General features: G+C 60.4%; 16 protein-coding genes and 1 pseudogene. 10 read left to right on the top strand and 7 right to left on the bottom strand.

Going from position 1 to position 20,957, the window contains the following annotated elements:
- Nucleotides 1–70: 70 nt before the first annotated feature.
- Nucleotides 71–1,846, top strand: a complete 1,776-nt coding sequence (locus tag SA190iCDA_RS05615) for an acyl-CoA dehydrogenase C-terminal domain-containing protein (protein WP_070884505.1) — start codon at nt 71–73, stop codon at nt 1,844–1,846.
- A 278-nt stretch (nt 1,847–2,124) separates the two neighbouring features.
- On the opposite strand, the gene SA190iCDA_RS05620 is transcribed toward SA190iCDA_RS05615, so the two are convergent.
- Nucleotides 2,125–2,679 (bottom strand): NADPH-dependent FMN reductase, encoded by a 555-nt coding sequence (locus SA190iCDA_RS05620; RefSeq protein ID WP_070884504.1) that lies wholly within the window; start codon nt 2,677–2,679, stop codon nt 2,125–2,127.
- A 200-nt stretch (nt 2,680–2,879) separates the two neighbouring features.
- Between SA190iCDA_RS05620 and SA190iCDA_RS05625 the strand changes: the two genes are divergently transcribed.
- The 9 genes from SA190iCDA_RS05625 (at nt 2,880) to SA190iCDA_RS05665 (ending at nt 12,631) form a co-directional block, all read left to right on the top strand.
- Complete coding sequence (locus tag SA190iCDA_RS05625; protein WP_070884503.1) at nt 2,880–3,038, top strand: YqaE/Pmp3 family membrane protein; 159 nt, start codon at nt 2,880–2,882, stop codon at nt 3,036–3,038.
- A 417-nt stretch (nt 3,039–3,455) separates the two neighbouring features.
- Nucleotides 3,456–4,610, top strand: coding sequence for a mandelate racemase family protein (locus SA190iCDA_RS05630; RefSeq protein WP_070884502.1), 1,155 nt, complete (start codon nt 3,456–3,458; stop codon nt 4,608–4,610).
- A gap of 68 nt (nt 4,611–4,678) precedes the next feature.
- Complete coding sequence (locus tag SA190iCDA_RS05635; protein ID WP_070884501.1) at nt 4,679–6,304, top strand: ABC transporter substrate-binding protein; 1,626 nt, start codon at nt 4,679–4,681, stop codon at nt 6,302–6,304.
- A gap of 63 nt (nt 6,305–6,367) precedes the next feature.
- A complete protein-coding gene (locus SA190iCDA_RS05640) occupies nt 6,368–7,405 on the top strand; it encodes an ABC transporter permease (protein WP_070884500.1) in 1,038 nt (345 codons plus the stop codon).
- Between the two features lie 58 nt (nt 7,406–7,463).
- The gene (locus SA190iCDA_RS05645) at nt 7,464–9,071 is read left to right on the top strand and encodes an ABC transporter substrate-binding protein (RefSeq protein WP_070884499.1); all 1,608 of its coding nucleotides are present in this window, start codon (nt 7,464–7,466) and stop codon (nt 9,069–9,071) included.
- Between the two features lie 57 nt (nt 9,072–9,128).
- Nucleotides 9,129–10,043 (top strand): ABC transporter permease, encoded by a 915-nt coding sequence (locus tag SA190iCDA_RS05650; RefSeq protein WP_070884498.1) that lies wholly within the window; start codon nt 9,129–9,131, stop codon nt 10,041–10,043.
- Between the two features lie 9 nt (nt 10,044–10,052).
- Entirely contained in the window at nt 10,053–10,892 is an 840-nt protein-coding gene (locus tag SA190iCDA_RS05655) for an ABC transporter ATP-binding protein (protein WP_070884497.1), read from the top strand.
- Between the two features lie 10 nt (nt 10,893–10,902).
- Nucleotides 10,903–11,667 carry an ABC transporter ATP-binding protein gene (locus SA190iCDA_RS05660; protein ID WP_070884496.1) on the top strand — a complete coding sequence of 255 codons (765 nt, stop codon included), beginning with the start codon at nt 10,903–10,905 and terminating at the stop codon, nt 11,665–11,667.
- 229 nt (nt 11,668–11,896) lie between these two features.
- Entirely contained in the window at nt 11,897–12,631 is a 735-nt protein-coding gene (locus SA190iCDA_RS05665; RefSeq protein WP_070884495.1) for an oligogalacturonate-specific porin KdgM family protein, read from the top strand.
- A 475-nt stretch (nt 12,632–13,106) separates the two neighbouring features.
- On the opposite strand, the gene SA190iCDA_RS05670 is transcribed toward SA190iCDA_RS05665, so the two are convergent.
- The 6 genes and pseudogenes from SA190iCDA_RS05670 to SA190iCDA_RS05695 all read right to left on the bottom strand — a co-directional run bounded on the left by SA190iCDA_RS05670 (nt 13,107) and on the right by SA190iCDA_RS05695 (nt 20,953).
- The gene (locus SA190iCDA_RS05670; protein WP_070884494.1) at nt 13,107–13,850 is read right to left on the bottom strand and encodes a FadR/GntR family transcriptional regulator; all 744 of its coding nucleotides are present in this window, start codon (nt 13,848–13,850) and stop codon (nt 13,107–13,109) included.
- Nucleotides 13,851–14,042: 192 nt separating this feature from the next.
- Nucleotides 14,043–14,447 (bottom strand): type IV pilin protein, encoded by a 405-nt coding sequence (locus SA190iCDA_RS05675; protein ID WP_070884493.1) that lies wholly within the window; start codon nt 14,445–14,447, stop codon nt 14,043–14,045.
- 45 nt (nt 14,448–14,492) lie between these two features.
- Nucleotides 14,493–14,978 (bottom strand): hypothetical protein, encoded by a 486-nt coding sequence (locus SA190iCDA_RS05680; RefSeq protein ID WP_236101026.1) that lies wholly within the window; start codon nt 14,976–14,978, stop codon nt 14,493–14,495.
- A gap of 102 nt (nt 14,979–15,080) precedes the next feature.
- A pseudogene (locus tag SA190iCDA_RS05685) lies at nt 15,081–19,657 on the bottom strand (PilC/PilY family type IV pilus protein); the annotation flags it as partial.
- On the bottom strand, nt 19,611–20,174 hold the full coding sequence (locus SA190iCDA_RS05690; protein WP_070884491.1) for a pilus assembly PilX family protein: 564 nt from the start codon (nt 20,172–20,174) through the stop codon (nt 19,611–19,613). The pseudogene SA190iCDA_RS05685 and the gene SA190iCDA_RS05690, both read right to left, overlap by 47 nt.
- Nucleotides 20,171–20,953, bottom strand: coding sequence for a PilW family protein (locus tag SA190iCDA_RS05695; RefSeq protein WP_236101031.1), 783 nt, complete (start codon nt 20,951–20,953; stop codon nt 20,171–20,173). Before SA190iCDA_RS05695 ends, SA190iCDA_RS05690 begins: the two co-directional genes overlap by 4 nt.
- Nucleotides 20,954–20,957: the final 4 nt, after the last annotated feature.

Below are 20,957 nucleotides of genomic sequence, written 5' to 3' on the forward strand. Positions count from 1 at the left end.
ACACGACCCTATGTGTCTGAAAAGTTGTTGGGCTAGACTCGGCTTCTGACCGTGCTTCCGAGGATTTCCCATGGCCGACTACAAAGCTCCCTTGCGTGATATGCGCTTCGTGCTCAACGAGGTTTTCCAGGTTTCCAGACTCTGGGCGCAGTTGCCTGCCCTGGCCGAAGTGGTCGACGAGGAAACCGCCAACGCGATCCTCGAGGAAGCGGGCAAGATCACTGCCGGCATGATCGCGCCGTTGAACCGCGCCAGCGATGAAGAGGGCTGCACCTGGGCCGATACCGAGGTGCGCACGCCCGCTGGTTTCATCGAAGCCTACAAGGCCTACGCCGAGGGCGGCTGGGTCGGCGTGGGCGGCGACCCGCAGTTCGGCGGCATGGGCATGCCCAAGGTGATTTCCGCCCAGGTCGAGGAGATGGTCAACTCGTCCAGCCTGTCGTTCGGCCTCTATCCGATGCTCACCGCCGGCGCTTGCCTGTCGATCAACGCCCACGCCAGCGAAGAACTCAAGCAGGCCTACCTGCCGAACATGTACGCCGGCACCTGGGCAGGCTCGATGTGCCTGACCGAGCCCCATGCTGGTACTGACCTGGGCATCATTCGCACCAAGGCCGAGCCCCAGGCCGACGGCAGCTACAAGGTCAGCGGCACCAAGATCTTCATCACCGGCGGCGAGCACGACCTGACCGAGAACATCATCCACCTGGTGCTGGCCAAGCTGCCGGACGCACCGGCCGGGCCCAAGGGCATTTCGCTGTTTCTGGTGCCCAAGTTCATGGTCAATGCCGACGGCTCGCTGGGCGAGCGCAACGCGGTGTCCTGCGGCTCGATCGAGCACAAGATGGGCATCAAGGCGTCGAGCACCTGCGTGATGAACTTCGACGGTGCCACCGGCTACATCATCGATGCGCCGAACCGCGGCCTGGCGGCGATGTTCACCATGATGAACTACGAGCGCCTGGGCGTTGGCATTCAGGGCCTGTCCACCGGCGAGCGCTCCTACCAGAGCGCCATCGAGTACGCCCGCGAGCGCATCCAGAGTCGTGCACCGACCGGTGCGGTGGCCAAGGACAAGGCGGCCGACCCGATCATCGTGCACCCGGACGTGCGCCGCATGCTGCTGACCATGAAGGCGCTCAACGAAGGTGGCCGCGCCTTCTCCAGTTACGTGGCCCTGCAGCTCGACACCGCCAAGTTCAGCGAGGAGCCTGCTACCCGCAAGCGCGCCGAAGAGCTGGTGGCGCTGCTGACCCCGGTGGCCAAGGCGTTTCTCACCGACCTCGGGTTGGAAACCACCATCCACGGCCAGCAGGTATTCGGTGGCCACGGCTACGTGCGCGAATGGGGTCAGGAGCAGCTGGTGCGCGACTGCCGCATCACGCAGATCTACGAGGGCACCAACGGCATCCAGGCGCTGGATCTGGTCGGCCGCAAGATCGTCGGCAGCGGTGGCGCGTTCTGCCGGCATTTCACCGAGGAGGTGCGGGCCTTCGCCAGCGATGCCGCGTTGGCCGAGGAATTCCGGGCGCCGCTGCTGGAAGCCGTGGAGATTCTGGAGACCCAGACCGAGGCGTTGCTCGAACGAGCACGGCTCAACCCGAATGAAATCGGCGCCGCCTCCGTGGAGTACCTGCACCTGTTCGGCTACACCGCCTACGCCTACATGTGGGCGATGATGGCCAAGACTGCCCAGGGCAAGGAGGGGCAGGATGATTTCTATGCCGGCAAGCTGGGCACCGCGCGTTTCTACTTCGCCCGCCTGTTGCCGCGCATCCATTCGCTCAACGCGTCGGTGAGCGCGGGCAGCGACAGCCTCTACCTGCTTGCGGCCGAGCAATTCTAGGGTGCGAGGCGCGTGTAGGCGATTGCTTACACGCGGTTCTGCCTTTGCCCACTATTGGCCTTTGAGCGTCAGGCGTAATCTTCACTTCAAGGACTTAGCGCAGGAAGCGCGCTGAAGCAGACAGGGATATGTGGGAAGGTGCCAGGATGGCGCTCTGATCAAGGATGTCAGAATAGAGTCTGTAAACCCCGCCTCGGCGGGGTTTTCTTTTTGCGCGCCGAAAATGCGCGTGCGTCGCGGCGGCAAGAGCCCGGTTGGGCCCTTGCGATGGTCCGGCGTTATGCGGTCTTTTCCACCCAGGCGGCAAAGGTGTCGATGTACTTCTGCAGGAAGGGCCTGATGCTGTCGCTGAGCTGGCCGCTTTCGTCGAAGAAGTTGCCCGCACCGCCCAGGTAGGCTTCCGGCTGCTGCAGCAGCGGCATGTCGAGGAACACCAGCGCCTGGCGCAGCTGGTGGTTGGCGCCGAAGCCACCGATGGCGCCAGGCGAGGCGCTGACCACACCGGCCGGTTTGCCGCTCAGGGCGCTCTGCCCGTAAGGGCGCGAGGCGACGTCCACGGCATTCTTCATCGGCGCGGGAATCGAGCGGTTGTATTCAGGGGTCACGAACAGCACGGCGTCCGCGGCTTTGAGCGCGTTGCGAAAGGTGGTGTAGGCGGCCGGAGCCGGATCGACGTCGATGTCTTCGTTGTAAAGCGGCAGCTCGCCGATTTCGACGATCTGCAGTTTCAGGTTCTGCGGGGCCAGGTCGGCCAGGGCTAGAGCCAGCTTGCGGTTGATCGACGCCTTGCGCAGGCTGCCGACCAGTACGGCCACATTGTAGGTTTTGCTCATCGAAGCTCTCCTGAAAGGGGTGGAGCAGTTATAGACAGGGCCAGCACACTATAGACGCCGCACGGCGATGCGAAAGTAGCCGGGGCCATCTAGCTGGCGTCATGGCGGCGCCGGTCGGGCGATTTTTCTTGAACCGGATGTCGCCAGCGCCAGTCGATTGTGGGGTATCGCCCAGCTGGGCCCACTATAGGACTACCATCATGGATCTGATCCGCATTCTGATCGCCATTCTTCTCCCGCCGCTGGGGGTTTTCCTGCAGGTCGGCTTCGCTGGCGCCTTCTGGTTGAACATCCTGCTGACGTTGCTCGGTTATTTTCCGGGCATCATTCACGCGGTGTATATCATCGCCAAACGCTGAGTTCCCGCTTCCTTGAAACCGCGCTTCGGCGCGGTTTTTTGTTGCCTGAAATTCGCAGGTCTCTTCGCATGCTGTACGACAACTTGCTCGAGTCGTCTTTTTCTGCCGCGCGTTTTGAAGGCTATCTAAGCGGGTAACAGGCTATTTTGTGGCGGATCGATGTGCTGCCCGATGGTCGGCGGTGGAGGGTATCCATCGTTCCGTATTCAAATTAAGGTGATGTTTTATATCGATTTATTTGTGATTTTCGTCCGGCTATGGATGCATCGTAATGGCATTTGCACATGTCATATGGAGGAAATTTTCTTCGTTACCGCTTCTTGACAGCGTTTTGGATTGGCGCAATTATCCGTCCATTCGCTGTATGACAACATACATCGAGCCACTCAAAATAATCACAAGATCCAAGGCGCGTTCATGAAGATCACCCAGGTCAACGTCGAGGTTTTCACCTATCCCACCCGCCGCAGCGTCGATGCGGCCGGCCATGCCCACCCGGGCGAAGAGTCCCTGGCCAGGATGGCCATGCTGCGCATCGCCACCGAAGACGGCGTTGAAGGCTATGCCTTTGGCGCGCCCGAGCTGATTCGCCCGCACGTCATCGACAGCTTCGTGCGCAAGGTGCTGGTCGGCCAGAACGCCCTGGATCGCGAGAAGATCTGGCAGGATCTCGCCCACTGGCAGCGCGGCAGCGCCAGTCAGTTGACCGACCGCGCCCTGGCGCTGGTCGAGCAGGCGCTATGGGATTGGGCAGGGCGCAGGTTCAAGCAGCCGGTGCACAAGCTGATTGGCGGCTACCGCGACAAGGTGCTCGCCTACGGCTCCACCATGTGCGGCGACGACCTGCCAGGCGGCCTGTCGACGCCGGAAGAATACGGCCGCTTCGCCGAGCAACTGGTCGCCCGTGGTTACAAGGCGATCAAGCTGCACACCTGGATGCCGCCGATCTCCTTCGCGCCGGATCCGAAGATGGACGTGCGCGCCTGCGCCGCGGTGCGCGAGGCGGTTGGCCCGGATATCGCCCTGATGCTCGATGGCTACCACTGGTACAGCCGCACCGACGCCCTGTACATCGGGCGTGAGCTGGAGAAACTGGATTTCGCCTGGTTCGAGGAGCCGATGATGGAAGAGTCCGCCGAGTCCTACGCCTGGCTGGCGGCCAACCTCGACATCCCGGTGCTGGGCCCTGAGTCGCTCGGCGGTAAGTACATGAGCCGTGCCAGCTGGGTCGGGCAGGGCGCCTGCGACATCCTGCGCGCCGGCGTGGCCGGGGTCGGTGGTATCGCGCCGTGCCTGAAGGTCGCTCACCTGGCCGAAGCCTATGGCATGCATTGCGAGATCCATGGCAACGGCGCCGCCAATCTGGCGGTGGTCGGGGCGATCAAGAATTGCGACTGGTACGAGCGCGGCCTGCTGCACCCCTTCCTCGAGTACGACGACGTGCCGGCCTACCTGAACAGCATCGTCGACCCGATGGACCGCGACGGCTACGTGCAGCTGCCGGATCGCCCGGGCCTGGGCGAGGACATCAACTTCGCCTACATCGAGACCAACACCGTCGACCGCTACTGATACATCGCTGCGCAGCCGAACGCGGCTGCGCTGTTCTGAGAGTCGAATAACTATAAGAAGGCTATCTCATGATCAAACCACTTCCCCATCTGCTGGCGGGCCTGCTGGCGGGCCTGCTGGCCGCTACCCTGGCTCTGGGCTCCGTGACCACGGCGCAGGCCAAGACACCCGCCGATCAGCTCATCGTCGGCATGAGCATGATCAACCTGTTGTCCCTCGACCCGGCGGCCGCCACCGGCCTGGACGTGTCCGAGGTCAACGCCAACCTGTACGACATGCTGCTGGTGCAGGACGCCGCCGCGCCGGACAACCTGGTGCCGGCCCTGGCCGAACGCTGGGAAATCAGCGATGACCACAAGACCCTGACCTTTCACCTGCGCAGCGGCGTCAAGTTCCATTCCGGCAACGAGCTGACCGCCAGGGACGTGATCTGGTCGCTGCAGCGCGTGCTCAAGCTCAACCTGGCCCTCGCCTCGACCTGGAAGGCCTATGGCTTCACCGCCGATAACGTCGAGCAGCAGATCCGCGCCCCCGATGACCACACCGTGGTGATCGAGCTGGCGCGCCCGACCGACCCCATGCTGCTGCTCAACACCCTGGCCACCTCGCCCAGTGCCTTCATTCTCGACAAGAAAGAAGTGCTCAAGCATGCCAAGAATGGCGACATGGGCGGTGCCTGGCTGACCACCAACGCGGCGGGCAGCGGGCCCTTCGTGCTCAACGCCTGGCGCGCCAACGACGTGATCCTGATGACCCGCTTCGAGGACTACTGGGATGGCCCGGCCAAGCTCAAGCGCGTGGTGATGCGCAACATGACCGAGTCGCAGTCCCTGCGCCTGATGGTCGAGCGCGGTGACCTGGACATCGCCCGCGGCATGTCCGCCCCGGACATCACCGCCCTGAGCAGCTCGGAAAAGGTCAAGACCCAGACCGTGCAGCGCGGTACGCTCTATTACGTGGCGCTGAGCACCAAGCAGCCGATGTTCGCCGACGCCCGCGTGCGCAAGGCGGTTCGCTCGCTGATCGACTACCAGGGCATCAACGATGTGGTGATGCCGCACTACGGCACCCTCAACCAACGCCCGATGCCGCTCGGCCTACCGGCGCGCCTGGATGATCCGGGCTACCGCCTGAACGTCGAGGAGGCCAGGAAGCTGCTCGCCGAAGCCGGTTACCCGGACGGTTTCCAGACCACCATTCGCGTGCTCGCCGAGCCGCCGTTCATCAATATCGCTTCCAGCCTGCAGTCGACCCTGGCCCAGGCCGGGATCAAGGCGCGCATCGTCACCGGGACCGGCACCCAGGTCTATGGCTCCATGCGCGAGCGTACCTTCGGAATCATCGTTGGGCGCGGTGGCGGTGGCGCCGAGCGGCACCCCCATTCCAGCCTGCGCACCCTGGTCTACAACCCGGACAACCGTGACGAAGCCAAGCTGAGCAACTTCCAGGGCTGGCGTACCTCGTTCTACAGCCCCGAGCTGAACGCGTTGATCGAGCAGGCCGAGGTGGAGCCGGACAAGCAGAGGCAGATGGAGCTGTACCACCGGTTCCAGAACCTCTACGACGAGCAGGTCGGCGCCATCATGCCGATCTCGCAAATGACCGACACCGTGGTGATCTACCACGACGTGGTCGGCTACGTCGGCCACAGCGCGGCGACCACGCGCTACAAGGATGTGCACAAGGATCGTTAAGCGGCGGGCGGCCCCGGCCGCCTTTGCTGACACGAACTCGCTGCGATCAATCGGGAGCTCCATATGTTTGCTTCGACTGCGTCTTTCTTCGGCACGCGGATGGGCGGCACCTCACGCCGTTTCGGGGCGGTGCTGATGACCCTGCTGGGCCTCCTGGCCATGACCTTCTTCATCGGCCGGGTGATGCCCCTCGACCCGGTGCTGGCGGTGGTCGGCCCGGATGCCGACAGCTCCACCTACGACCAGGTCTATCAGGCCATGGGCCTCGACCGGCCGCTGCTGGTGCAGTTCGGCTACTACCTGCGCGACCTGGCCCAGGGCAATTTCGGCAATGCGTTGCTCACCGGCCATCCGGTGATCGAGGACATCGCCCGGGTATTCCCGGCGACCATCGAACTGGCCACCCTGGCGATCATCTTCGGTGTGGTGCTCGGCCTGCCGCTGGGTGTTTTCGCTGCCGCCAACCAGGGCCGCATGGGCGATCACCTGGCCCGCGTGGTCACCCTGTTCGGTTACTCCACGCCGATCTTCTGGCTGGGCATGATGGGCCTGCTGGTGTTCTACGCCTGGCTCGGCTGGGCCGGCGGGGCAGGGCGCATCGATCTGGCCTACGACGGCATGGTGCCCTCGGTGACCGGCATGCTGCTGATCGACAGCGCCCTTGCTGGCGACTGGGAGGCCTTCTCCAGCGCGCTCAAGCACATCCTCCTGCCGGCGCTGATCCTGGGCCTCAACTCGGTGGCCTACATCAGCCGCATGACCCGCAGCTTCATGCTCGAGCAGCTGTCCCAGGAGTACATCCTCACCGCCCGGGTCAAGGGCCTGCCGCGGCGCAAGGTGATCTGGGGCCATGCCTTTCGCAACATCCTGGTGCAGCTGCTCACCGTGGTGGCGCTGGCCTACGGCTCGCTGCTCGAAGGTGCGGTGCTGATCGAGACGGTGTTCGCCTGGCCCGGTTTCGGCCAGTACCTGACCAGCAGCCTGCTGCTCGGTGACATGAATGCGGTGATGGGCTGCGTGCTGGTGATCGGCTTCATCTTCGTCGGCCTCAACCTGCTCAGCGATGCGCTGTACAAGGTGTTCGATCCGCGCACCCGTTGACCTGATACCCAATTAATCGATTGCAGCCCTTCAATAATTACAAAATAGGGATATCCGCATGAAATCGTTTCGCTCCACCGTGCTGGGCACGGTGCTCGGTGCGCTGCTGTGCGCCGCTCCACTGCTGGGCCAGGCCAAGACACCAGACGATCAGCTGATCGTCGGCATGAGCATGGCCAACCTGTTTTCCATCGACCCGGCCAACGCCCCGGGGCTGGATGCCTCGGGCATCAACGCCAACCTCTACGACACCCTGATCCTGCGCAAGGACGGCAGCCCGGACGAGCACGTGCCACAACTGGCCGAGCGCTGGGAAGTCAGCGAGGACGGCCGCCAGCTGACGTTCCACCTGCGCGGCGACGCGCGCTTTCATTCCGGCAACCCGGTGACCGCCGAAGACGTGGCCTGGTCGCTGTACCGCGTGCTCAAGCTCAACTACGGCCTGGCCACCACCTGGAAAGCCTACGGCTACACCCTGGACAATATTGGGCAACTGATCCGCGCCGAGAACGATTCGACGCTGATCATCGACCTGCCGCAGCCCACCGACCCGCTGCTGCTGATCGACACCCTGGCCACTTCGCCAAGCGCCGTGGTGCTGGATCGCAAGACCGTGCTCGAGCACGAGAAGAATGGCGACCTGGGCGCGGCCTGGCTGGTGACCAACGAAGCCGGCAGCGGCCCTTTCACGCTCAGTTCCTGGCGTGCCAACGACACCCTGGTGATGAGCGCCTTCGCCGATTACTGGGGTGGCGCCAGCAAGCTCAAGCGCGTGCTGATCCGCCATATCACCGAGTCGCAGTCGCTGCGCCTGATGCTCGAGCGCGGTGATCTGGACATGGGCTACGGCATGGCCGCCTCCGACCTCCAGGCGCTGGCCGCCAAGGGCCAGATGCAGATCCAGACCCTGCCGCGCGGCACCATGTACTACGTGGCGATGAGCATGAAGTCGGCGCCGTTCGAGGACATCCGCGTGCGCAAGGCCGTGCGCTCGCTGATCGACTACCAGGGCCTCGACAAGGTGGTGATGCCCTATTACGGCACGCTCAACCAGCAGCCGATGCAGCTGGGCCTGGAGGCGCGCCTGCCGGACCCGGGCTACCAGCTGGACGTCGAGGCCGCCAAGCGGCTGCTGGCCGAGGCCGGCCACCCGCAGGGCTTCAAGACCACCATCCGCACCCTGGCCGAGCCGCCTTTCGTGAATATCGCCGCCAGCCTGCAATCGACCCTGGCCCAGGCCGGCATCCAGGCGAGCATCATCACCGGTACCGGCAACCAGGTGTACGGCGCCATGCGTGCACGCAACTTCGAGATCATCGTGGCCCGCGGCGCCGAGCGCTATCCGCACCCTTACTTCAGCCTGCGCACCTTCGTCTACAACCCGGACAACCGCGATGACGCCGGTATCGCCAACTTCCAGGGCTGGCGCGCGGCCTTCCAGGACGCCGAGCTCAACGGCCTGATCGACAGGCTCGGCGTGGAGCGTGACGAGGCCGCCAAGCTGAGCATGTACCACCGCGTGCAGCAGCGTTACGACCAGCTGGCGGGGCCGATCATGATGATCTCGCAGATGACCGATCCGGTGGTCAGCGCGGCTGACGTCAAGGGATTCCAGGGGGCCGACGCCGAGGCGACGCGTTACCTGGGTGTGTACAAGCAGCGTTGAACGATCAGGCGCCGCCCGGCGCCCGCTACCGAGCGAACCGAGTCACGGAGGCATACGATGATTGCCAACATCTCTTCATCTTCATCCATCAAGCGGGCGAACGGCCAGGTGCCGGTTTCCGCGTTCCAGGCGTTCTGCCTGAGCAGCGTACGGGTGATGCAGCACCTGCTGCGCAACCCCATGACGCTGATGGGCTCCACGGTGGTCATGCTGCTGATTCTGGTGGCGGCCTTCGCACCGTGGATCGCCACCCACGACCCGATCGTGCAGAACCTCGGCAACGCCCTGCAGGCGCCGAGCGCGGCGCACTGGTTCGGCACCGACGAGTTCGGCCGCGACGTGTTCAGCCGACTGGTGTACGGCTCGCGTATCACCCTGTACATCATTGCCCTGGTGACCATCATCGTCGGCCCGATCGGCCTGCTGGTCGGCACCGTCTCCGGTTACTTCGGCGGCTTCGTCGACGCGCTGTTCATGCGTATCACCGACATCTTCATCTCGTTTCCCAGCCTGGTCCTGGCGCTGGCCTTCATCGCCGCTCTCGGCCCGGGCCTGGAGCATGCGGTGATCGCCATCGCGCTGACCTCCTGGCCGCCCATCGCACGCCTGGCCCGGGCGGAAACCCTGTCGCTGCGCAACGCCGACTTCGTGGTCGCCGTGCAGCTGCAGGGCGCCTCGTCGCCGCGCATCATCCTGCGCCACATCATGCCCATGTGCCTGTCGTCGGTGATCATCCGCCTGACCATGAACATGGCCAGCATCATCCTCACCGCCGCCGCCCTGGGCTTTCTCGGCCTCGGTGCCCAGGCGCCGCTGCCGGAGTGGGGCGCGATGATCTCCACCGGGCGCCGCTACATGCTCGAGTGCTGGTGGCTGGTAGCCGTTCCGGGGGCGACCATCATGCTGGTCAGTCTGGCGTTCAATCTGTTGGGTGACGGTCTGCGCGACGTCCTCGACCCGCGCAGCAATTAAGGAGGCAGCATGTCTGCGATCAAACTCGACGTGCAGGATCTCTGCGTGCGCTTCACCAGTGGCCGCAAGGAGGTCGACGCGGTGCGCAACGTCTCCTTCAGCCTGGGCCGCGAAAAGCTGGCCATCGTCGGCGAGTCCGGCTCGGGCAAGTCCACCGTGGGCCGCAGCCTGCTGCGCCTGCACCCGGCCAGCGCGCGAATCACCGCCAAGGCCATGACCCTGGGCGACGTCGACCTGCTGACCGCCAGCGAGAAACAGGTGCAGGCGGTTCGCGGCAAGCGCATCTCGATGATCATGCAGGACCCCAAGTACTCGCTGAACCCGGTGGTGCGGGTCGGCGAGCAGATCGCCGAGGCCTACCTGGCGCACCACCGCGCCAGCAAGGCCGAGGCCCGCGAGCGGGTGCTGGACATGCTCGACAAGGTGCATATCCGTGATCCGCAACGGGTGTACGGCCTGTATCCGCACGAAGTCTCGGGCGGCATGGCGCAGCGCATCATGATCGCCATGATGGTGATCACCGACCCCGACATCATCGTAGCCGACGAGCCGACTTCGGCGCTCGACGTCTCGGTGCGCCGCCAGGTGCTCAGCGTGCTCGACGAGCTGGTCAGCCAGCGCGACCTGGGGCTGATCCTGATCAGCCACGACCTCAACATGGTGCGCAGCTTCTGCGACCGCGTGCTGGTGATGTACGCCGGCCGTGTGGTCGAGGCGCTGGACGCCGCTGACCTGGACAACGCCAGGCATCCCTACACCCAGGGCCTGCTGGCTGCATTGCCAAGCATCGACCGCCCCCGTCCGCGCCTGCCCAATCTGCAGCGCGATCCCCTCTGGCTGACCCACTGAGGAGCATCCCATGGCCATGATCGAAGTGGATTCACTCAACCTCAGTTTCGGTGACAGCGCCGCGCGCAGTCAGGTGCTCTACGACGTCGCCCTGCGCGTCGAGGAGGGCGAGTCGTTCGGCCTGGTCGGCGAGTCCGGCTCGGGCAAGACCACGGTGCTGCGCTGCCTGGCCGGGCAGTACCGGCACTGGGAAGGGCAACTGCGCATCGCCGGGCGCGGTTTGCGCCACAAGCTGGACCTGGCGCATTTCCGTCAGGTGCAGATGGTCTTCCAGGACCCCTACGGCTCGCTGCACCCGCGGCACACCATCGACTCGGCGCTCAGCGAACCGCTGGCCGTGCATGGCATCGGCAACCGCGCGGATCGGGTCACCACGATTCTCAACAAGGTCGGCCTCAACGACAGCTTCCGCTATCGCTATCCCCATCAGTTGTCCGGTGGCCAGCGCCAGCGCGTGGCCATCGCCCGTGCCTTGATTCTCGAGCCGCGTGTGCTGCTGCTCGACGAGCCGACTTCGGCGCTGGACGTGTCCGTGCAGGCGGAGATCCTCAACCTGCTCTCCGATCTGCGCGAGCAGGAAGGCCTGACCTACCTGATGGTTACCCATGACCTGGGCGTGGTCGCCCACCTCTGCGATCGCGTGGCGGTGATGCAGCACGGGCGCATCGTCGAAACCCTCGACACCGCGCTGCTGGGGCAGAACCGTGCCGAGCACGCCTACACCCAGTTGCTGGTCGATGCCAGCCGCGACATCGGCGCCGTCGCACCGCCCTGATGGGGCAATACCCGAGCGCTCAGGCGAAGGCCTGACGCGCCCCACCGCGTCTTAGCGCGTTTGCTGCAAGACCTCTGAAACGGGCCCTCGGGCTCGCGGCACGGGCTCGCCTGCGCGGTGGTTTTACCTGGAATCCGAACATGCGGGCATGGCGCTGCAGGGCGGCGCTTTGCCAGAAAACCGGGCAACACAAACTCAACCCATAGAAAACAATAAGAAGGTCACCACGATGAACAAGAACACACTCACGCTGCGTCTGCTCGCCTGCCTGCTGTCCACTGCCGCCGCCGGCAGTGCATGGGCCGACAGCGCCTCGATCAACTACCGCCACCAGTACCTGGACGACGACCGCATGCATGCCGACCGGGTCAAGCTGTCATACCGCATGGACAACGGTTGGGGGTTCGAAGGGGAGCTCAAGTACCGCACCGCCGGTGATCGCAAGGACGTCGCCTTCGACAACATGGTGTCGAGCGGCCACGAGCTGACCACCAGCTACCAGTACAAGCCCAACGCGGTATCGACCTGGCAGCCGGCCATCCAGCTGGAAAGCACCGAGAACGGCACCACCTACAAATTCGGCGTGCGCTACACCCACAGGCTCAACGACCAGTTCTACGTCGCCGCCCGCTATCGCTTCGACGCCCTGAAGCTGAACCGCGACCGCATCGACGAAGACGTGCCGGACCGCGGCTCCGACAACCGCAACACCCAGCGATACGAGGGCTGGTTGGGCTACACCCCGGCCGGCAGGCTGTCGTACGAATACCAGTACATCCACTTCAAGACCGACTATATCCGCTACGACAACAAGAAGAGCGACTACGAACAGAACCTGGTGGTGAAGTACAAGTGGGACAAGTCCTGGGCACCGTTCTTCGAGATCGGCGATATCCGCGTCAGCCCCACCGAGGATGACCGTCAGATGCGCTGGCGTGTCGGGGTGCAGTACAACTTCATGTAAACCTGTTCAAGGTCTTAAGCTCAGGTTCGTCGATTTTGGCAGCTGAGTGGCGGGAGCAGCCGCGAGGCGCTCCCACAATGAATCAGGCGTAGGGTGGACGACGCTTCTCCCGTCCACCGCCCTGCGATCCCATGGTGGACAAAAAGAGCGTTGTCCACCCTACATAGGGAACGGCTGCTTTTGCCTTGTAGCAGCTTCTTTCATGTCGTCTAAAAAGATCGTGGACAGGCTCCAAGAAGAAACTGACCACCGCAAACCAACGCCGGGGCTTGGCCATAGCCCCGGCGTTGGTATTTTTGGGATATGCCAGGTGGTCATGGGGGCATGATCGGCGCCGGGTCGGGGCTCCTGTCTGATTGCATGCGCCCCACCCGTAGGCGCGCCGCCCCGGCGCGAAGCAATGGCGGCCATTCAGCGTTACCGGCGTTTGCGGCGCGATTCATTCTGCCGCGAGGGCGACTCGCCCCGCGCCTGCTCAGGCGCGGCGCTGGGCCTTGAGCAGGCGCTCGCGGCTGTTGATCAGGTGCAACTGCATGGCCGCCCGGGCGCAGTCGACGTCGCCGCGGGCAATGGACTCGTAGATCATCTCGTGCTCGAGGCTGAGGTTTTCCTTGTAGGCCTCGCCGTCCTCATGGGCCTTGTAGGCCGAGTTGAACTTGTTGCGCGGGATCTGCTTGGCGCCCAGGTGCTTCATGATATCGAGCAGGTGCGGGTTCTCGGCCGCCTTGGCGATCTTGATATGGAACTGGAAGTCCGCACTGATCGGCAGGCCCGCCGGCAGCTGCACGGCGCCTTGCTGGATGGCATCCAGCGCCACGCGAATCTCCTGCAGCGACTCGGGCGTGCGCCGCTGCGCCGCCAGGCCAACCGCCGCCACCTCCAGGCTCATGCGCAACTCCAGCAGCTCCAGCACGTCCTCGGCGGTACTGATGGTCGCCGGGCCAAGCTTGAGCTCGGGCGCTGCCGGCATGTCGCACACGAAGGTGCCGACACCACGACGCGTTTCCACCAGGCCCGCCACCTGCAAGCGCGACAGCGCATCGCGCACCACGGTACGGCTGACCCCTTCGGCGCGCATGATATCCAGCTCGGCCGGCAGCTTCTCGCCACGCTTGAGCGTGCCGTCGCGCATGTGCTGGGAAATCTTCGCAACCAGGTCTTCAGCCAGGCGGCTGCGCTGCTTGCGCGGGGGGAGCGTCCAAATCGGATTGTCCTGCATCATCGATCCGTTGTTGTTTCGTTATCGGCGTACGACCGCAATGCTGGCGATTTGGTCGCATCGAATGACAGGGGGTGATAGTAGCAGTAGCGAGGGGAGATGCACTTGTTAAGGCTTGATGCTTTCGCCTTCATCAATAAAGTTGAGAGGCGCCTGACTACCTGTTATGGCAGCCAGCACCTGTCTACTGAGTCACTTCCAGCAATCAGCAACCGATGCCGTTCCTGTCTTCGATTTGACTCCCGCCTGGTTCAGACCGAGGTTTGCACATTTGCTATCACGCCTCTGCGCTCCTTTCGCGGTAGCAGTTAGAGTATAGGTCGAGGCAGTCACATCCCCGATAGTCAGCGTGTAAAACCCGCTGGGTGAATCATCTTTCATACCCAACTTTGCTGCTGTATCGGCATATGAGTTGTTCTGAGCAAAGAAGCGCTCCTGGCGAGCAGCCGCATCATTGAGCATTGCCATGCCCTCGGTGCGGTTGCCTCGCAGCACATATTCCTGATAACTCGGGTAAGCGATGGCCGCGAGTATGCCGATGATTGCTACCGTGATCATCAGCTCGATCAGCGTGAAGCCAGTTTCCTGATGTCGCATCTCATGTCCTTCCTATAGGGCCGGTAGCGCCGGCCCCTTGGTTAATCAAGGGCTGGTAGTGGTTTCCGGGATTACACGCCAGGACTGTCTGCCAATCGAGCCAGGCCCTGGGCTGACGCCGAGGCATTTGCCATCCGGACCTATCAAACAGGCGCCTGTACCTTCGTTCCCACCTGGGTTATTCACAATAATGAAGCCACCTGCGCCGCCCGATGTACCGGAAACCACAGAGCCATTATTACTATCCGAAGCGTCCACTTTCCCGTCACCATTAAGGTCGAATACGTTGAATTTCGTACGGCTGCCAGTGGCGGGGTTCAGTCCGTAGTAAAAGCCGTCTACGCCTGATGCGCAGGGGTCACTGTTCGGTGTACGGGTCGCGACAATAAGTGCTTCACCGAAAACGATCATCTTGTCGACGATCCTTTCCCCTCTCAGCGTGTCGCCAACCTTGAGATCCAGAAACCACCCGTACTTTCCGGTGCTTCCCGATGCACCCGTATTCCAGTTGATTGCGGTTTCACTGATCATGCGTACTGTCTGCGATGTAGTAACTCCGGCATTGGTAAAGGTCGCCGTGGTTGACGAAATACTCTGGGCCTGCAGATTCGAGCGAGCGAGAGCAGGCGTGCTGGTTGCGCTTTGTCCAATTGTCTGACGATCCCACACACCATATAGGGTCTGCAACGCCGTGCTTGTCTTGTCAGTACTCTCGTAATACTTGCCTGTGCCGAAAATGATGATGTAGCCCTGTTTGGACGGGTGTCGCACTACAGAAGGAACTGTCGTTATGGGCTGCACTACGCCGTCTGCGCTTTTCGCGGTATACAGCGGGGTTCCCCGAAGGATACTCGCATGTTGGCGGCACTGGCTGTTGTACTCTTGTTCAGATTGCTATTAGTCGAGTCGTACAGATCGAATCGCCACAGGTTGCCGAGTAGGTCTCCGGCGTACGCATAGTCAGCGTTACCGTCACTGTTGTTGTCGACGAGCAAAGGCGTTGAAAGCCCGTTGGCTGTATTGGCAGTGCCTTGTGCATCAAGCCTTCTGATCAGTGCGCCCGTCTGGATGTTCAGTGAGAACAACACCGCTTTTCCACTGGTTGAGTTCGGGCTGTCGTATCCGTTGCCGAAGACCGCTGCCCAGGTACCGTTGTGTAGGCGAGCGATGGTTGGAGTACCTATGCCGTAGCCCATGTCACTGGGGCGACAGGTAGCGATATTTTGCGCCGTACACAGTCCGGTTCCGTCCGCATTCAGCTTGCTGCCGATACTGTCGGTATTGAATTCCCACAGCAGTTTGATTGCATCTGGGTCGGTTACATCGAGAGCAAATATTTCCCGGCCGCCAGCACCTAGTGTCGCGACCAGCACGGTGCGCCATGCTCCACCAAAGTAAACATCGTCGACGACAATGGAACCATCTACATAGAACTTATGGTTATCACTGGTTTTGCTGGCATAGTCAGTGGCCGTATAACTTGGCAATTTTGCAATGATTGCAGTAGGTACGAACGCGAATTTCTCTACGCCAGTAGCCGCATCGAAAGCATGCAGCATGCCGTCGTTGGCACCCACATAAACTTGAGCGCGGCGAGTTTGGGCTTTGAAGGCAGCGTATGTGCCAGCGCTGCCATCATAGGAGTCTGCCACGTAGCTGAGCTTCTGTGGCTGGGCCACGACTACCGGGCTTGAGCCGACAATGTCGCCGAGCTTGGGTGCGTTGCTGCGCAAGGTTGCGCAGCCAGTGAGGCTCGAGCAACTTTCGCCCCGAATGACACTTACTCGAGCTGCGCCATAGTTATCGGTGGTGCCACTGGCGTTTTTGTTGAGCTCTGTCTGCAGATTGACCCCGTTAAACGTTTTATCCGCCAGATTGCTCCAATTGAAGGTCTGCATCTTGGAGGCGGCAGTGCCTCCTGCCAGATTGATATTACGAGAGGCTGGTATTTTCTCGCTGGCTTTCCAGGCAATCGTCCTAACGCCGGTAGCTGAGACATTTTCTTTTATCAGGTCGCCAGACCAGTTCTCGATATCGAAGGTCGTTCTGTAAACTGCCTGTGCCGTGGACGTAGAGCCACTCACTGGCTCACGCCCAGCTGCCGGGCGAGATACCGAAGCATTTCGCTGCGAGAGATCATTGAAGGCCTTGGCCAGTTGATCCTTCAGCGTCAACGCGTTAGTAACCAGGAAATAGTTATCAGGCACACCATCCCCTGTGGTATCCCAGTTGGCGGCAGTAGTGCCATATTTGGCCGCGTACCAAAGTGGATCCTTGAGAATCGTAGCCCCGATACCTGTAGCGGTGAACTGACGATCCGCTGTAGGTGGCAAACCTGTGCACTCGGAGCTGTTTTGGTTGGCGATGCACCAACCTGCCGGTCTGCCGGGTGGAGTGTTAAGGCGATAGGAGGTCTGGCCGTCACAGTCACTTCGTTGGCCGCTATTGCTTATACCGTCGCGCAGGTCACATATTTCCAAGTAAAGGCCGTCAGCGTTTGTGCCTGAAATGGTGTAACCCATATGTTGCTTGGCGCCACCCGCAGCATATTCGGATTTCAGATTTACGTTCAGCTTGCCCGCGTTATCGACCGCCAGAGTATAGAGCGCAATCGCATCCATATCGAAGTCAGCGCCTTGTTCGCTATCCTCCCAATTGATGCGGAACTCTGCATAAGGGTTGCCATTGTTCACTGTAGGATCGGAATTTGTTGGTGAGGTGTTTGCGATCTTCTGAACATAGAAGTCGACCAGTTGGTTGGTAGCCTGGTATTGGTTCGCTGCCGGGTTTTGCACCGACTTCGCAAACGGTACAAGCGTGATTTTATTTTCCCCCACCGGGAATTCGATTTTGGGAAATGGCGAGGCCAACGCGACGGCATAGGTCAGCAACGGCTTAGAGCCGCCAATATTGTTATTGGCTCCAAAACGTGCGACACCTGCCGAGTAATAGGTGCCCTGTTTGCCAGGCTCTTCAGGCGCCAAGCCACGAATGCTGGCTAGTGTGTCGATTGTTTTCTGCGTCGGCGCGCTATCCGCGGTGGTGCCGGACTCGCCAATAAATACCGATGTTCCGTGTAGCCCTTCGGTTGCGCCGATTGCATTCGTTTCAGTGCTGACGTTGAAACTGCTGATAGAGCTGGGATTGCCAGTACCCGTTACCGTGGTAGTCCAATTACTGCCAGGCAATTTCCAGTCATAGTTAGGATTGATGTCGCTGAGCACTGTCATTGCCGGAACAGAACAGCTCGGGCGGCCAGCACCTGTAGGGGCTGCGGCATACGGCGGAACCCAATCGGGTTTGGCAAGACCAAGGCTGGAGTCAGGCGTCGTACCCGAATAGTCATATTCGCTGGTGGGCGCAGTTGCTCCAGCAAAATAGCGCATTGCTTCGTACATCATCTCGGCGGTGGGTGTGCCCCACATATAGCATGGGTCAGCACTGAGATTAGAGGTTGGGTTCATGTTGTAAGTGCAGCGATCAGTATTGTACTCATAACTGTTGTAATTGAAGCCATACGTGCGCAGGCGGTTGATATTGTCGACAATGCCGCTGACGTTGGTGCTGGCTGTCCCGCAGTTTCCGTTCAGGCAAAACTGACCGGTGCTGGTGGTTAATTCACGTGCGAAACTCTGTACGTTCGTTCTGAGAGTGCCACCGTTAAAGTGCTGCTTGTAAGAGCCCGTCAATAGACCGAACAGCATTCTTTCTGTCTGGCCATAGTCGTGAAGAATACCGGTTGGCTTGTAGTTGCCATTGGTATATATAGCGCAGTTTGATTCCCGTAGTGCTGCCCTGGATGTGGTGGTTGATCCTGATCTTGTGTCGTTAGGGCAGGTGAGCACCTGAATGTTGTAGTCTGTACGTGTCGAGGCATCGGCGGTTTCTCCAGGAACTTGCCAGTATAAACCCCAGTTATCGCCGCCATCACCTTCCTCATGGCGGAAGGTGATATCGTAGACTCCTGCGTTCAGTGCAATTGTTTGGGAGCGGGTGTCTGTGCCCGAGCCGTTGCTCCCATGACCACCGTACCAGCCAAAAGTGCTGGTCCCAATTGTTACATCAACAGCATCGTCGCCATCGATGGAAAATTTATAATTTCCATTTTTGGGTATAATTATTTTTCCTTCAATTCGCGTGATGTAAAAATCGTGGGTGCATGTTTGGCCGCCGGTGGTTCTCACTCCTGCGAATGGATTATTATTGGAACCAGTGGTGTAAATTTGATCAATGCTCTTGATTCCGCAGCGGCGCGAGGTTGTCCCGTCATTCGTGAACAAAGAATCCATGCCGGCTTTGTTGTTTGGGTGTGTGCCGTTTGCTTTTGCCCACGTTGTAATCTGCAGGTTTGAGAGGTTAGCAGCAGGAACAAGTGCCCAGCCGTTTTTAGGTCCGGCATTGAGACAGGTAATTCTTGAGCCTCCGGCATTAACGCATTCATCACCAGCCACCGGACGTTCGATAGACACCCAGTTCCATGCTCGAAGCGGCGTGTTAGTCATTACTCGCAGCTTTGGTATAGCGTTATCAGATAAGGAGGCAGCGGCAATAAGATGCCGGTAGCCTGTGCTCGGGGCTGATAAAGGCGCGAAATCACTTATGTTATAGCCATCGACAGCCTGACTCGTGTATTCCTTTCCCCAGGTATGGGCATCCTGAGGAATGAATGCGCCTTGAAGTACAGTCTCGGATGCGCTATCAGTGCTTCGATAGCCACCGTAGAGGACCTTCCGAAGAGCGTCCATACGGGACGTGGCCAAGTAGTTGAGGAAGTCTCCACTCCAAGCGTTGGAGCATTGTTTACCTGTCGCACCGGTGCCTGTTGATACAGGTTCGAATCTGCTGTTCTGATAGGTATAACAGACTTTGGAATTGAAGTAGCCGTAATAGTCTATTACTGAGGTTGTGACGTTGTTGACGGTTTTGGTTCGATAGCCCTTGTAGCCGATGTCGATAACGCCATCACCATCCAGATCCGAACTATCGTTATAGGCTTCATAGTAGAGTTTGTGATCACGTCCCATGACAAGCATGTTAAGCGGTGGTACGGACGCGCTGACGAAAATCGGGCTCTGCGCGGGTGCAGCGAGTATATTCGCTGAAAACAAAGAGACGCCCAGAGCAAGGCTGGCGATAAGTGTGTTGTTCATGGGGTGCTCCGGGTTAGTCGGTATAAAGGCGGACGACAACCGACCGCAGGCAAATGACATCTATCGTGCAGCTTGCGGCTGCACTCGAAGCGCTGGAATTGTAGGCTTGGCTGTTTATTTCATAGTATTTGGCCGTGACCCCGCCGCCGCTTCTGCTCCCGCTTGCTGCGCCATAGGTTGGGTCGATAGCCTGGCTCTCTGCAGCGCCTGCGCCGGTATCTCTGATATACCAGTGCACATTTCTGGACATTGCTGTCGCACCATCCACCCCGCTATAGGCATGTGCAGTGCTGAAGTCAGTGGTGTAAGTAGTCGCTACACCTTTGATACAGGGGATACTGCCGCACGAGTCCAGTGGGCTGGCGGATAGTGCGATGCGCCGCTCACCTTCACGCAGCCCCGCCTCGGCCGCGTTGAACAAGCGTTTGCTTTCGATGGTATTGGCAGTTATGCGTGCCTCCAATGTCGACTCACGCATGCTCGAGATGGCTAAAGCCGTGATGATCAGCAGTAGAATCAAGGCAATGAACAGCGCAGCGCCCCGCTGTTGTCTGGCTTTAAAGTGATAGCGGCTCATGGCATCTGATTCCGTAGCATTACCGTATTCCTGATGATCTGGTACGCACGCCCATTAGTGGGGGTGTTTGCCTCAGAGCCATACCATTCTTTGTAGGTTTTGAACGCTGCATCTTGGCTGATGTTTTCCAGCGATGTATTCATCAATGCCGAGTACCGCACTGTGCGAATGGACTCGCTGGCAGCTGGCTCTGCCTTGTAGCTACTTATTGTTCTGCTGCCTGCGGCGCTAACACCATAGTCAAAGCGAAAATCTTCTATACCTTCGATAAGAGTGCCGCTTTGTGCAGTATCGGATGCACTGCTACTGCAAATTAATTGACGAGCATTATTAATGCTGAGCTTCTCAACGAAAGATACCGCCGGGGTTGTGTAGGGGGTGACGATAACACTCGCGTTTGCAGGGCGACCATTACCTAAACAGTCAACCTCTGCTGGGTCTCTCGGCTGGAATCTAATACAGATGGTTTTTGCGTCAACCCGCTTTATGACTTCTCCAACGTTGAATGCGCATCCGGTAGGCGTGTCCGTCAATGCAGGGAATGCCGTATCCATGCTATCCGTTGGCTCACGGCGATACCCTGTTTTTGCCAAGTGCTGTTCAAGTATCTGCATCGTGAACCGGCCGTTTTCCTGGTTCTCGGCCTGGCCTTGTTGAAACAGGTAGTTTTTCTTGTTATCGATGTAAATCTGGGTCACGCCGAGAATGAGAAAGCTACTGATCGCCATGGCGACCATCAGCTCGATCAAGGACAAACCTGCCTGCTGTTTCTTGTTCATCATC

The organism is Pseudomonas argentinensis, from assembly GCF_001839655.2.
Classification (GTDB): domain Bacteria; phylum Pseudomonadota; class Gammaproteobacteria; order Pseudomonadales; family Pseudomonadaceae; genus Aquipseudomonas; species Aquipseudomonas argentinensis_B.